Below are 14,611 nucleotides of genomic sequence, written 5' to 3' on the forward strand. Positions count from 1 at the left end.
AAGGCCGCCGCAGCGAGCTTCCGATAGCACGAAGCCTGGCCGAGCCCAGGCTTCGTCGACAGAAACCCGTTTGAAGGCGCTGAACACTCAGTAAGAACGTTCAGACAGCCCCGGCTGCTGCCTTTTTACCATCTCTTGCTCAGCCGCGAAACTCGGCACGGCCACGGTAGACGGCCTTGGCACCCAGCTGCTCTTCGATACGCAGCAGTTGGTTGTACTTCGAGACGCGGTCGGAACGGCACAGCGAACCGGTCTTGATCTGGCCTGCGGCGGTACCGACAGCCAGGTCGGCGATGGTCGAATCTTCGGTTTCACCGGAACGGTGCGAAATGACCGCAGTGTAACCAGCGGCCTTGGCCATCTGGATGGCTTCCAGGGTTTCGGTCAGCGAGCCGATCTGGTTGAACTTGATCAGGATCGAGTTGCCGATGCCTTTCTCGATGCCTTCCTTGAGGATCTTGGTGTTGGTCACGAACAGGTCGTCACCGACCAGCTGTACCTTGGCACCGATCTTGTCGGTCAGGATCTTCCAGCCAGCCCAGTCGGACTCGTCCAGGCCGTCTTCGATCGAGATGATCGGGAAGCGCTCGGTCAGGCCTTTCAGGTAGTCGGCAAAACCTTCGGCATCGAACGACTTGCCTTCGCCGGACAGGTTGTACTTACCGTCTTCGTAGAACTCGGAAGCCGCGCAGTCCAGGGCCAGGGTGACGTCGGTGCCCAGCTTGTAGCCGGCTTTCTCGACCGCTTCGGCGATGGCCGCCAGGGCATCTTCGTTGGAGGCCAGGTTCGGGGCGAAGCCACCTTCGTCACCCACGGCAGTGTTCAGGCCGCGGGCCTTCAGAACAGCCTTGAGGTGGTGGAAGATCTCGGTGCCCATGCGCAGGCCGTCGGAGAAGGTCTTGGCGCCTACCGGCTGGACCATGAACTCCTGGATGTCGACGTTGTTATCGGCGTGCTCGCCGCCGTTGATGATGTTCATCATCGGCACCGGCATCGAGTACTGGCCAGGGGTGCCGTTGAGGTTGGCGATGTGCGCGTACAGCGGCAGGTCCTGGTCCTGGGCAGCGGCCTTGGCAGCAGCCAGGGACACAGCGAGGATGGCGTTGGCGCCCAGCTTGGCCTTGTTCTCGGTACCGTCCAGTTCGATCATGGCGCGGTCGAGTGCTTTCTGGTCGGAAGGATCCTTGCCCAGCAGCAGGTCACGGATCGGACCATTGATGTTGCCGACGGCCTTCAGCACGCCCTTGCCCAGGTAACGGCTCTTGTCGCCATCACGCAGCTCCAGCGCTTCGCGCGAGCCAGTGGAAGCACCAGACGGCGCGCAAGCGCTGCCAATGATGCCGTTGTCGAGCAGCACATCGGCTTCCACGGTGGGGTTGCCACGCGAATCGAGAACTTCACGACCTTTGATGTCGACGATCTTTGCCATTGTTGTAAGCACTCCAGAATTGACGAAAACAACGCAGCTTTGGGAATTCTTGCCGTTCACCAGGCGACATGGCACGGGCAGGCCTGGCGAAGGGAGCCCCTGACCGGCAGGCCAGGGGGTGGAACGGGCGGTACTTTACCCGAGAAATGAGCTTTACGCGGTCTCTACCGTCGGAAAACTTTTCACCAGATCGTCCAGTTGCTTGAGCTGCGCCAGGAACGGTTCCAGCTTGTCCAGGCGCAGGGCGCACGGGCCATCGCACTTGGCGTTGTCCGGGTCCGGGTGAGCCTCGAGGAACAGGCCAGCCAGGCCCTGGCTCATGCCCGCCTTGGCCAGGTCGGTGACCTGGGCACGGCGACCACCAGCGGAGTCGGCACGGCCGCCAGGCGTCTGCAGCGAGTGGGTGACGTCGAAGAACACCGGGTACTCGAACTGCTTCATGATGCCGAAGCCGAGCATGTCGACCACCAGGTTGTTGTAGCCGAAGCTCGAGCCGCGCTCGCAGAGAATGAGCTGGTCGTTACCGGCCTCGACGCACTTGGCGAGGATGTGCTTCATCTCGTGCGGGGCGAGGAACTGGGCCTTCTTGATGTTGATCACCGCGCCGGTCCTGGCCATGGCCACCACCAGGTCGGTCTGGCGCGAGAGAAACGCCGGCAGCTGGATGATGTCGCAGACCTTGGCCACCGGCTCGCACTGGTAAGGCTCGTGCACATCGGTGATCACCGGTACGTTGAAGGTACGCTTGATCTCCTCGAAGATCTTCAGCCCCTCTTCCATGCCCGGACCGCGGTACGAAGCGACCGACGAACGGTTGGCCTTGTCGAAGCTGGCCTTGAACACGTACGGGATGCCGAGTTTCTCGGTCACCCGCACGTACTCCTCGCAGACCTTCAGGGCCAGGTCACGGGACTCCAGGACGTTCATGCCGCCGAACAGGACGAACGGCTTGTCGTTGGCGATCTCGATGTTACCGACGCGAATGATCTTCTGGGTCATGGATCAGGCCTTGTTCTTCTGTGCCAGGGCTGCCTTGACGAAACCGCTGAACAGCGGGTGGCCGTCACGAGGCGTGGAGGTGAACTCCGGGTGGAACTGGCAGGCGACGAACCATGGGTGATCCTTCGACTCGACCACTTCGACCAGCGCGCCATCTTCGGAACGACCTGAAACCACCAGGCCGGCGTCAATCAGTTGCGGCAGCAGGTTGTTGTTCACTTCGTAGCGGTGACGGTGACGCTCGGTGATCACGTCGCTGCCGTAGCAGTCGTGAACCTTGGAGCCGGCGATCAGCTGGCAGTCCTGCGCGCCCAGGCGCATGGTGCCGCCCAGGTCGGAAGCTTCGGTACGGGTTTCGACGGCACCGGTGGCATCGGACCATTCGGTGATCAGGCCGACTACCGGGTGGCCGCTGTTGCGGTCGAACTCGGTGGAGTTGGCGTCTTTCCAGCCCATGACGTTACGGGCGAATTCGATCACCGCGACCTGCATGCCCAGGCAGATGCCCAGGTATGGAACCTTGTTCTCACGGGCGAACTGCACAGCCTTGATCTTGCCTTCCACGCCGCGCAGACCGAAGCCGCCCGGCACCAGGATGGCGTCGGCGCCTTCGAGCAGGCCGGTGCCCTGGTTCTCGATGTCTTCGGAATCGATGTAGCGCAGGTTGACCTTGGTGCGGTTGGTGATGCCGGCGTGGCTCATCGCTTCGATCAGCGACTTGTACGCATCCAGCAGCTCCATGTACTTGCCGACCATGGCGATGGTGACTTCATGCTCGGGGTTGAGCTTGGCATCGACGACCTTGTCCCACTCGGACAGGTCGGCGCCATTGCACTGCAGGCCGAAGCGCTCGACGACGAAGTCGTCCAGGCCCTGTGCGTGCAGCACGCCCGGGATCTTGTAGATGGTGTCGACGTCTTCCAGCGAAATCACCGCACGCTCTTCGACGTTGGTGAACAGGGCGATCTTGCGGCGCGACGAGGCATCGACCGGGTGGTCGGAGCGGCAGATCAGCACATCTGGCTGCAGGCCGATGGAGCGCAGCTCCTTGACCGAGTGCTGAGTAGGCTTGGTCTTGGTTTCACCAGCGGTGGCGATGTACGGCACCAGCGTCAGGTGCATCAGCATGGCGCGCTTGGAGCCTACTTCGACACGCAACTGACGGATGGCTTCGAGGAATGGCTGCGACTCGATGTCGCCCACGGTGCCACCGATCTCGACCAGAGCCACGTCGGCATCGCCGGCGCCCTTGATGATGCGACGCTTGATCTCGTCGGTGATGTGCGGGATGACCTGGATGGTCGCACCCAGGTAGTCGCCACGGCGCTCCTTGCGCAGCACGTGCTCGTAGATGCGACCGGTGGTGAAGTTGTTGTTCTGGGTCATCGTGGTGCGGATGAACCGCTCGTAGTGGCCCAGGTCAAGGTCGGTCTCGGCACCGTCGTGGGTGACGAACACTTCACCGTGCTGGAACGGGCTCATGGTACCCGGATCGACGTTGATGTACGGGTCCAGCTTGAGCATGGTGACCTTGAGCCCCCGCGCTTCCAGGATGGCCGCCAGGGAAGCCGAGGCAATGCCTTTCCCCAATGAAGAAACAACACCGCCCGTGACGAATATGTAGCGCGTCATGAAAAACCCTAGAAGTCTGCGTTAAGGCGGCCAGCGCCGCCGGAGAAAGCGAAGGAAGGCCGAAGCCCCCGATCACCTGCGTCAATCACAGTGCATCTCGAACAACTGCCGCGTCTGTACAGACCGGGGGTATCCCCAGTGTGGAGCTCGCTCGTCATTTTAAGAATCAGCCCAGCAAAAAACTGCTTGGTAATCGGCAACTCCTGTGTTTTCGAGGAACCCACAGAAGCTGTATCAAGAAGGGAGGGTAGTCTACCGGAATGTACCCTTCAGCTCAAACCTTGCACGTTCGTCGGCGGCTGCCACTGCAACTGCCAACCTGCCGGCCCTAGCTCCGGCAGGTTGGCCACCGCCAGCAGGCGCTCGCCCTGCCACAGCAGCGGCAGGCGATGACGGATGAAATGCGGCACGTGACACTCGTTGAGCAGGCGCTTGAGGTCGCGGTGGCCGCGCCCTGGAATATCGAGCACTTCGCCGCCCTGGCGATAGGCGACATGCAGGCCAGGTCCGGGAATGGCACCCACCACTTGCACGCTGCCATTGCCGGGTAGTGAGAGAGACTGGCTCGGGTCTGGCCAAGGCGCCCCACCCTGCGGCGCCTGCAGCCAATCGCCGCTCAACCACCACAACCGCCCATGACTGCGCTGCAGTTCACCATCGGTCAAGCGCCAGAGCGGCTGGGCATCGGCGGCGGCATCACGCAGGTTGTCCCAGCCGGCCCAATGACGGCTATCGGGTAGACGTGTACGACTGCTCAGCCAGTACTGCAAGGCGTTCCGCTGGCGCGCCGGCGAAAGCGCCGCCAGCACCCCCAGGTCCAGCGAGTCCAGGCACTGCCAAGGCGCTATTGCGCCAGGGCTTGCGGCAGCGATGTCGGTGGCGGCGAGTTCGTCCAGCAGCGCCAGGGTCTCGCCCAGGTGCGCGGCGCTGCGCGCCAGGCTCTGGCTCGCTTGCGGCCAGCGCTGGTGCAGCAGCGGGAACACGTCGGCGCGCAGGAAATTGCGGGCGAAGCGGGTATCGGTGTTGGACGGGTCTTCGATCCATGTCAGCCCCGATGCCTGGGCATACCGCTGCAACTGATCCCGCGTCAGATCGAGCAACGGCCTGACCAGCCGCCCCTGCCCAAGCGGACGAGATGCGGGCATCGCCGCCAGGCCGCGCAGGCCGGCACCGCGCAACAGGCGAAACAGCAGGGTCTCGGCCTGGTCATCGCGGTGCTGGCCGGTGAACAGCACTTCGCCCGGCTGCAGAACCTCGGCGAACGCGTCGTATCGCGCCGTGCGGGCGGCTTGCTCGAGGCTGGCGCCTGAAGGCACCTCGACATGAATGACATCGAGCGCAATGCCCAGGCTGTCGCAGACATGGCGACAGTGATCCGGCCAGGCGTCGGCAGCGGCTTGCAGGCCATGGTGAATGTGCAGGGCACGCACCGGTGGACTGTCGTGTTGCCGGGCGTGACTGGCGAGGAGGTGCAGCAGGACAGTGGAGTCGAGGCCGCCGGAGAAGGCAATGTACCAGGTGGGGGCCTGCTGCCAGGGGAGCAGCTTGGGGGTGAGGTCGAGCATCAGGCCCTCACAGGACTTGGAATTACCGGAGCCGCTCGCGCCCCATTCGCGGGCAAGCCCGCTCCCACAGGGAGATTGGGCTGGCCTTTAGATGTTGAACAAGACAGTTGCTCCCAAATAGCATCGTTGCTTTTGTGGGAGCGGGCTTGCCCGCGAACAGGGCGCAAAGCGCCCCTGCCAATCAGAGACCGTAGCTCATCAGGCGATCGTAGCGACGCTTGAGCAGAGTATCGTTGTCGAGCTTGCCCAGCATGTCGAGCTGCTCGAGCAGGTCGGCACGGATGCTGGCCGACATCTTGGCCGGATCGCGGTGAGCGCCGCCCAGTGGCTCGCTGATCACCTTGTCGACGATGTTCAGGCTCTTCAAGCGCTCAGCGGTGATGCCCATTGCTTCGGCAGCGTCCGGCGCCTTGTCGGAGGTCTTCCACAGGATCGAGGCGCAACCTTCCGGCGAGATCACCGAGTAGGTGGAGTATTGCAGCATGTTCAGTTGGTCGCACACACCGATGGCCAGTGCGCCGCCCGAACCACCTTCACCAATCACGGTGGCGATGATCGGGGTTTTCAGGCGCGCCATGACGCGCAGGTTCCAGGCGATGGCCTCACTCTGGTTGCGCTCTTCGGCGTCGATGCCCGGGTAGGCGCCTGGGGTATCGATGAAGGTCAGGATCGGCATCTTGAAGCGCTCGGCCATCTCCATCAGGCGGCAGGCCTTGCGGTAGCCTTCAGGACGCGGCATGCCGAAGTTGCGACGGACCTTCTCACGCACTTCGCGGCCCTTCTGGTGACCGATGACCATCACCGGCTTGCCGTCCAGGCGCGCGGTACCGCCAACGATCGCGGCGTCGTCGGAAAAATGACGGTCGCCGTGCAGTTCTTCGAACTCGGTGAAGATGTGATCGAGGTAGTCCAGCGTGTACGGACGACGCGGGTGGCGTGCCAGGCGGGCGATCTGCCAGCTGGTCAGGTTGCCGAAGATGCTTTCGGTCAGGGCACTGCTCTTGTCTTGCAGACGGGCAATTTCATCGCTGATGTTCAGCGAGTTGTCGTTACCAACCAGGCGCAGCTCTTCGATCTTGGCTTGCAGGTCGGCAATCGGCTGTTCGAAATCGAGAAAATTCGGGTTCATAGGCATCCGTCTTGGGTCTACGGCCAGGCGGCCGGCCGGTTGATCCGTTTGGCGCCATACCTTACGGGATCTGGCGCATTCAGGTCGAGATTAAAATTCGTCGTTTCAACGGTATTGCAGGAAGACGTTCTCACGTCCGAACTGGTCACGCAGCGCCTGAATCAGGCCATCGGCGGGATCGATCGACCACTCGTCGCCGAACTGCAGCATGGCCTTGGCATCGCTGCCGGTGTACTCCAGCGTGATCGGGCAACCGCCGCGATGACGGGTGATCAGCTCGCCCAGCCAGGCCAGGCGATCTCCCTTGAGTGCTTCGTGGGCGATCTTCAGGCGCAGGCTTTCGGCCAGCTTGGTGCGGGCATCCTCCATGGTCATCACCTGCTTGACGCGCAGGCGCAGGCCGCCGGAGAAGTCGTCGTTGCTGACCTCGCCTTCGACCACCACCATCGCGTCGGTCTGCAGCAGCGCCTGGGCCGCCATGAAGGCATCGGCGAACAGCGAGGCCTCGATACGACCGGAGCGATCGTCGAGGGTGACGAAGCCCATCTTGTCACCCTTCTTGTTCTTCATCACCCGCAGGGCAATGATCATCCCCGCGATGGTCTGGGTCTCGCGTGAAGGCTTGAGGTCAACGATGCGCTGGCGAGCGAAACGGCGGATCTCGGTTTCGTACTCATCGATTGGGTGACCGGTGAGATATAGCCCGAGGGTATCCTTTTCGCCTTTCAGGCGCTCCTTGAGCGTGAGCTCGCGGACCTTGTGGTGGTTGGCATAGACATCGGAATCCTCTTCGACGAACAGCCCACCGAACAGGTCGATATGGCCGCTGTCAGCGGTGCGAGCGGTCTGCTCGGCCGACTTGATCGCCTCTTCGAGCGCCGACAGCAACACCGCGCGGTTGCGGTCGATGTTGGCCTGGTAGGCCTTGATCTCGTCGTGGAAGTGCGGCCCCAACCGGTCCAGCGCACCGCTGCGGATCAGGGCATCGAGGGTGCGCTTGTTGATGCGCTTGAGGTCGACGCGCTCGCAGAAGTCGAACAGGTCCTTGAACGGGCCGCCTTCGGCGCGCGCCTCGACGATCGCCTCCACCGGGCCTTCACCCACCCCCTTGATCGCACCCAGGCCATAGACGATACGACCGTCGTCGTTGACGGTGAACTTGAAGTCGGAGAAGTTCACGTCCGGCGCATCGAGGCGCAGCTTCATGCTGCGCACTTCCTCGACCAGCACCACCACCTTGTCGGTGTTGTGCATATCCGCCGACAATACCGCAGCCATGAACGGCGCCGGGTAGTGGGTCTTGAGCCAGGCGGTCTGGTACGAGACCAGGCCATAGGCTGCGGAGTGAGACTTGTTGAAGCCGTAACCGGCAAACTTCTCTACCAGGTCGAAGATGTTACCGGCAAGGTCTGCATCGATGTTATTGGCCACGCAACCTTCGATGAAACCGCCGCGTTGCTTGGCCATTTCCTCTGGCTTCTTCTTGCCCATGGCCCGACGCAGCATGTCGGCGCCACCCAGGGTGTAGCCGGCCATCACCTGGGCGATCTGCATCACCTGTTCCTGATACAGGATGATGCCGTAGGTGGGGGCCAGTACCGGCTTGAGGCCTTCGTACTGGTAATCGGAGTGCGGATAGGCCAGCTCCGCGCGGCCGTGCTTGCGGTTGATGAAGTCATCCACCATGCCCGACTGCAGCGGGCCGGGGCGGAACAACGCCACCAGTGCGATGAGGTCTTCCAGGCAGTCGGGCTTGAGCTTCTTGATCAGCTCTTTCATGCCGCGCGATTCAAGCTGGAACACCGCCGTGGTCTCGGCCTTCTGCAACAGCTCGTAGGTCTTGCGGTCGTCCAGCGGGATGAAGTCGATGTTGACGTCGGGCAGGTCTTTCTTTTTCTGCTCGCGGTTGATGATCTCCATCGCCCACTTGATGATCGTCAGCGTCCGCAAGCCGAGGAAGTCGAACTTCACCAGGCCCGCAGCCTCGACGTCGTCCTTGTCGAACTGAGTTACCAGGCCGCCGCCCTCTTCGTCACAGGCGATCGGCGAGAAATCGGTGAGTTTGGTCGGCGCGATCACCACACCACCGGCGTGCTTACCGGTACCGCGAGTGACCCCCTCGAGCTTGAGCGCCATGTCCCAGATCTCGCGAGCGTCTTCATCGCCCTTGAGGAAGTCGCGCAGGATCTCTTCCTGCTCGTAGGCCTTCTCCAGGGTCATGCCCACTTCGAACGGGATCATTTTCGACAAGCGGTCGGCCAGGCCGTAGGACTTGCCCTGCACACGCGCCACGTCACGCACCACCGCCTTCGCGGCCATGGTGCCGAAGGTGATGATCTGGCTGACCGCATTGCGCCCATAGGCCTCGGCCACGTAGTCGATCACCCGGTCGCGACCATCCATGCAGAAGTCGACGTCGAAGTCGGGCATGGAAATACGTTCGGGGTTGAGGAAGCGCTCGAACAGCAGGTCGTAGGCCAACGGGTCGAGGTCGGTGATCTTCAGCACGTAGGCCACCAACGAACCCGCACCCGAACCCCGGCCCGGCCCCACCGGCACGTCGTTGTTCTTGGCCCACTTGATGAAGTCCATAACGATCAGGAAGTAACCGGGGAAGCCCATCTGGATGATGATATCCAGCTCGAACTTCAGGCGGTCCAGGTAGACCTGACGTTTCTCTTCGTAATTGGGCGTGGTCTCTTTCGGCCAGAGCACGGCCAGACGTTCTTCCAGGCCCTCGTGGGAGACGTGGCGCAGGTAATCGTCGATGCTCATGCCGTTGGGCGTCGGGAAATCGGGGAGGAAGTACTTGCCCAACTGCACCGTGATGTTGCAACGCTTGGCGATCTCGACAGTGTTGGCGATCGCGTCCGGCAGGTCGCTGAACAGCTCGGCCATCTCCTCGGCCGACTTCAGGTACTGCTGATCGCTGTAGCCGCGCGGGCGCCGCGGGTCGTCCAGGGTCCAGCCCTCGCCGATGCAGACGCGGGTCTCGTGGGCGTCGAAGTCGGTCTGTTTGATGAAGCGTACATCGTTGGTCGCCACCAGCGGCGCGCCGACCTTGTCGGCGAGGGCCACGGCAGCGTGCAGGTATTCTTCGTCGCCTGCGCGATTGGTGCGCTGCACTTCTACATAGAAGCGCTCCGGCAGCATCTGCATCCAGTCGCGTAGCAAGGCCTCGGCCTCGTCGCTGCGACCGGAGAGCAGCGCCATGCCGATATCGCCCTCGCGCGCCGCAGACAAGCCAATCAGGCCCTCGCTGGCGGGCGCGATCCATTCACGCTGGATGATCACCAGGCCGTTGCGCTGGCCTTCGGTCCAGCCCTTGGAGATCAACTCGGTGAGGTTGCGATAGCCCCGGGGGTTCATGGCCAGGAAGCAGATACGCGACAGCGGTGCCTCCGGATCGGCACCGGCCAGCCACAGGTCGGCGCCGCAGATCGGCTTGATCCCTGCGCCCATGGCGGTCTTGTAGAACTTCACCAGCGAGCACATGTTGCTCTGGTCGGTGATCGCCACCGCCGGCATGTTCATTCCGGCCAGGGCCTTGGCCAGCGGCTTGATCCGCACCAAACCATCGACCAGGGAGAACTCGGAGTGCACACGGAGGTGAACGAAGGAGACCGACATTGAAGATCCTGTGGCAATGCTGAACGACAAGGGCGGGATTGTAGCGTAATTAGTCGGAATGTTTTGGGGCCGCATAGCGGCCCCGACAGATCAGATCAGCGTACTGGCACGCCCTTCAAGGACTTCCCACGCGGCCCTCACCGGTGCGAACGAGCGCCGATGAATGGGCGTAGGCCCCAGCCGCGCGAGAGCTTCGAGGTGCAACGGCGTCGGGTAGCCTTTGTGCCCGCCGATGCCGTAACCCGGGTAGATCAGCTCGAACGCGCTCATCTCGCGATCACGCGTGACCTTAGCCAGGATCGAAGCAGCGGCGATGGCTGGCACCTGGGAATCCCCCTTGACCACCGGCGCAGCTGGCACCGACAGTTTCGGGCAGCGGTTGCCATCGATCAACGCCAGTTTCGGCGTGACGCTCAACCCTTCCACCGCACGCTGCATGGCCAGCATGGTGGCCTGCAGGATGTTCAGTTGGTCGATCTCACCGACCGTGGCACGAGCGATGCAAAAGGCCAGTGCCTTTTCGCAGATTTCGTCGAACAGCAACTCACGACGTGCCTCGGTGAGCTTCTTCGAGTCGTTCAGGCCAAGGATCGGCCGCTGCGGATCGAGGATCACCGCTGCCGTGACCACGTCTCCGCACAGCGGGCCACGCCCGACTTCGTCTACACCCGCGACCAGGTCTTCGACCAGGTTGAAATCAAGTCCCATCTGCATGTCATCGATCCTTCAGCAGGCCCAGCACTGCGTCGGCAGCCTGGTTGGACGCATCACGGCGCAAGGTGCGGTGAATCTGGTCGAAGCCTTCGGTCTGCTCATTGCCCTGCGTCACCAACGGTGCCAGCGTGGCCGCCAAAGCGTCAGGCGTTGCGGCGTCCTGCAGCAGCTCAGGGACCAGCAGGCGCTGGGCGAGCAGATTGGGCAGCGACACATAGGGACTCTTGACCATGCGCTTGAGAATCCAGAAGGTCAGCGGCGCAAGGCGATAGGCGACCACCATGGGGCGCTTGTACAGCAAAGCTTCGAGCGTGGCAGTACCCGAGGCAATCAGGACCGCATCGCAGGCCGCCAACGCCTGGTGCGATTGCCCATCGAGCAAGGTCAATGGGAGCTCGCGCCCCTGCAGCATCTGTTCGATCTGGGCACGTCGTGCAGGATTGGCGCAGGGCGACACGAAACGCACACCCGGCACCAGGGTTTGCAGACGTTTGGCAGTCTCGAGGAACAACTCGCCGAGCCGCCCCACTTCGCCACCACGACTACCCGGCATCAAGGCTACCAGCGGCCCTTCGCCCAGCCCCAGCGCTGCGCGCGCGGCAGTGCGATCGGCCTCGAGCGGGATGGTATCGGCCAGCGGATGGCCGACAAAACGTACCGGCACACCCTTTTCTTCGTAGAATTTCGCCTCGAAGGGGAACAGCGTCAGCATCAGGTCGCAACCTTCACGAATCTTCAGCACACGCTTCTGCCGCCACGCCCAGACCGATGGGCTGACGTAATGCACGGTCTTGATCCCCGCCTGACGCAGCTTCAGTTCGATATTGAGGGTGAAATCCGGTGCGTCGATGCCGATGAACACGTCGGGCTTCTCGCCGATCAGTGTCTGGATCAGGTCCTTGCGCCGCTTGAGCAGCTCGCGCAGGCGCCCCAGGACTTCGACCAGCCCCATGACCGCCAGGCGTTCCATGGGGAAATACGACTGCAGCCCTTCGGCTTCCATCAACGGGCCGCCGACACCAATGAAACGCACATCGGGATGACGCGCCTTGAGCGCGCGCATCAGGCCGGAGCCGAGGATGTCGCCGCTGGCCTCACCGGCGACCAGCGCTACGCAAAGCGACGCCATGTCAGCGGGTGATGCCGCGGGCAGAATTGAGGATCGACTGGCGGAACAGTTCGACTTCCGGGTGCTGCCCGGCCAGTTCGTCCAGCTCCTTGATCGCCTCTTCCACGGTCAACCCTTGGCGATAGACGATCTTGTAGGCACGGCGCAAGTCATGGATGACCTCGTCGCTGAAACCGCGACGGCGCATACCTTCAAAGTTCATGCTGCGCGCCTCGGCCGGGCTGCCGAACACCGTAACGAACGCCGGAACATCTTTGCCGATCGCCGTGCCCATGCCAGAGAACGCGTGAGCGCCGATATGGCAATACTGGTGCACCAGGGTGTAGCCGGACAGGATGGCCCAGTCGCCCACGTGCACATGCCCGGCCAGCGCCGTATTGTTGACCAGGATGCAATGGTTGCCGATCACGCTGTCATGGCCGATGTGGGCATAGGCCATGATCAGGTTGTGATCGCCAAGCGTGGTTTCCGAACGGTCCTGCACAGTACCGCGGTGAATGGTGACACCTTCGCGGATCACGTTGTGATCGCCGATCACCAGGCGCGTCGGCTCCCCCTTGTACTTGAGGTCGGGCGTGTCTTCGCCGATGGAGCTGAACTGATAGATGCGATTGTGCTTGCCGATCCGGGTGGGCCCCTTGAGCACCACGTGCGGACCGATGACGGTGCCCTCCCCGATTTCGACATCGGGGCCTACGATCGACCAAGGGCCGACCTCGACGCCGTCGGCCAGCTTGGCCGAGGGATCGATGATCGCCCGCGGATCAATCGAACTCATAGGGAGCGTTCCGCGCAGGTGATCTCGGCCGAGCAGACCGGCTTGCCGTCGACCAGGGCACGGCACTCGAACTTCCAGATCATGCTCTTGCGGCTGAGGAACTTGGCTTCCAGCACGAGCTGGTCACCCGGCAACACCGGCTGACGGAAACGCAGCTTGTCGGAGCCGACGAAGTAATAAAGAGTGCCATCGGCAGGCTTCGCATCGAGCATCTTGAAGCCGAGAATTCCGGCCGCCTGGGCCATTGCCTCGATGATCAGCACGCCCGGCATGATCGGGTGCGCCGGGAAATGGCCGTTGAAGAACGGCTCGTTGATGCTGACATTCTTGTAGGCACGAATGCTCTGGGCCTCGAAGTCCAGCTCCGTGACCCGGTCCACCAGCAGGAACGGGTAACGGTGAGGCAGGTATTCGCGAATCTCGTTGATGTCCATCATTTCGGGGGGAAGCCTGTAATAAGAATAGGGAGCGCAGGTGCTGACCACACGCTCCTTTTGCAGTCCAAAGAGGAGCCAGCTAGCGACTGTTCACTCTTGCTCAGGAAATGGTATCAGCCTTCTGATGCCGGCTGGCCACCTGAGGTCACGGTCTCGACGCGTTTTTCCAGTTGCTGCAGACGCTTGGACATCTCGTCGAGCTGGCGTATACGCGCTGCGCTCTTGCGCCACTCGGCCAACGGCTGCATGGCAGTACCGGAAGAATAGCCGCCCGGCTCGGTGATCGAGCGGGTGACCATGGTCATACCGGAGACGAAGACGTTGTCGCAAACATCAATATGACCAACCATGCCGACGCCGCCCGCGATCATGCAGTGCTTGCCGATACGCGTGCTGCCGGAAATTCCGACGCAAGCCGCCATTGCGGTATGGTCTCCGATCTGCACGTTGTGGGCGATCTGAATCTGGTTGTCGAGCTTGACGCCATTGCCGATTCGCGTGTCAGACAGCGCGCCACGGTCCACAGCGGTGTTGACACCGATCTCCACATCGTCACCCAGCGTCACGCCGCCGATCTGGGCAATCTTCTGCCAGACACCTTTCTCGTTGGCGAAACCGAAGCCCTCACCACCGATCACCGCACCCGACTGAATGACCACACGCTTGCCGATGGTGACATCGTGGTACAGCGTCACACGCGGGGCAAGCCAGCCACCCTCGCCGATGATGCAGCGGGCACCGACAAAGCAATGTGCGCCAACGGTCACGTTCGCACCGATGCGCGCACCGCTTTCGATGACCGCGAACGGCCCGATGCTGGCGCTCGCATCCACCTGGGCATCGTCAGCTACCACGGCGCTGGGATGAACTCCCGCCACAGCCTTGGGCTTGGGATCGAAAAGGTGAGAAATTCGGGCGTAGGCCAGGTAGGGATCGGGGACGATGAGCGCATTGCCGGTGAAGCCTTCGGCATCCTCGGCCTTGATCAGTACCGCTGCCGCCTGGCTGTCATCCAGGAATTTGCGGTATTGACGATTGGCGAGGAAGCTCAACTGCCCCGGACCGGCTTCCTGCAAGGTAGCCAGTCCGGTGATTTCAAGCGACTCGGGGCCACTGAGCGTGGCCCCGAGGGTCTCGGCCAACTGACCGAGCGTCATGGTCACGGTCAT

At 62.4% G+C, this 14,611-nt stretch carries 11 protein-coding genes; all 11 read right to left on the minus strand.

Annotation, left to right across the window (positions count from 1 at the left end):
* Positions 1-139: 139 nt before the first annotated feature.
* Positions 140-1,429: a phosphopyruvate hydratase gene (eno, locus tag AC2CGW_RS03520; protein ID WP_054891062.1), complete on the minus strand. Its 1,290-nt coding sequence runs from the start codon at positions 1,427-1,429 to the stop codon at positions 140-142.
* A gap of 153 nt (positions 1,430-1,582) precedes the next feature.
* Positions 1,583-2,428 (minus strand): 3-deoxy-8-phosphooctulonate synthase, encoded by an 846-nt coding sequence (kdsA, locus tag AC2CGW_RS03525; RefSeq protein WP_186667224.1) that lies wholly within the window; start codon positions 2,426-2,428, stop codon positions 1,583-1,585.
* Between the two features lie 3 nt (positions 2,429-2,431).
* Positions 2,432-4,060, minus strand: a complete 1,629-nt coding sequence (gene pyrG, locus AC2CGW_RS03530; RefSeq protein ID WP_186667225.1) for a CTP synthase — start codon at positions 4,058-4,060, stop codon at positions 2,432-2,434.
* Positions 4,061-4,329: 269 nt separating this feature from the next.
* Positions 4,330-5,625, minus strand: coding sequence for a tRNA lysidine(34) synthetase TilS (gene tilS, locus AC2CGW_RS03535; protein ID WP_484573550.1), 1,296 nt, complete (start codon positions 5,623-5,625; stop codon positions 4,330-4,332).
* A gap of 181 nt (positions 5,626-5,806) precedes the next feature.
* Positions 5,807-6,754: an acetyl-CoA carboxylase carboxyl transferase subunit alpha gene (gene accA, locus AC2CGW_RS03540; protein ID WP_186667227.1), complete on the minus strand. Its 948-nt coding sequence runs from the start codon at positions 6,752-6,754 to the stop codon at positions 5,807-5,809.
* A gap of 105 nt (positions 6,755-6,859) precedes the next feature.
* Positions 6,860-10,384, minus strand: a complete 3,525-nt coding sequence (dnaE, locus tag AC2CGW_RS03545; protein WP_186667228.1) for a DNA polymerase III subunit alpha — start codon at positions 10,382-10,384, stop codon at positions 6,860-6,862.
* Positions 10,385-10,474: 90 nt separating this feature from the next.
* The gene (gene rnhB, locus AC2CGW_RS03550; RefSeq protein ID WP_186667229.1) at positions 10,475-11,098 is read right to left on the minus strand and encodes a ribonuclease HII; all 624 of its coding nucleotides are present in this window, start codon (positions 11,096-11,098) and stop codon (positions 10,475-10,477) included.
* A 1-nt stretch (position 11,099) separates the two neighbouring features.
* Positions 11,100-12,227 carry a lipid-A-disaccharide synthase gene (lpxB, locus tag AC2CGW_RS03555; RefSeq protein ID WP_186718849.1) on the minus strand — a complete coding sequence of 376 codons (1,128 nt, stop codon included), beginning with the start codon at positions 12,225-12,227 and terminating at the stop codon, positions 11,100-11,102.
* A gap of 1 nt (position 12,228) precedes the next feature.
* Positions 12,229-13,005 (minus strand): acyl-ACP--UDP-N-acetylglucosamine O-acyltransferase, encoded by a 777-nt coding sequence (gene lpxA, locus AC2CGW_RS03560; RefSeq protein WP_186667231.1) that lies wholly within the window; start codon positions 13,003-13,005, stop codon positions 12,229-12,231.
* Entirely contained in the window at positions 13,002-13,442 is a 441-nt protein-coding gene (fabZ, locus tag AC2CGW_RS03565) for a 3-hydroxyacyl-ACP dehydratase FabZ (protein WP_011535269.1), read from the minus strand. Before fabZ ends, lpxA begins: the two co-directional genes overlap by 4 nt.
* Positions 13,443-13,555: 113 nt before the next feature.
* Positions 13,556-14,611 carry a UDP-3-O-(3-hydroxymyristoyl)glucosamine N-acyltransferase gene (lpxD, locus tag AC2CGW_RS03570; protein ID WP_426351855.1) on the minus strand — a complete coding sequence of 352 codons (1,056 nt, stop codon included), beginning with the start codon at positions 14,609-14,611 and terminating at the stop codon, positions 13,556-13,558.

The organism is Pseudomonas sp. SYWMCR5, from assembly GCF_057197165.1.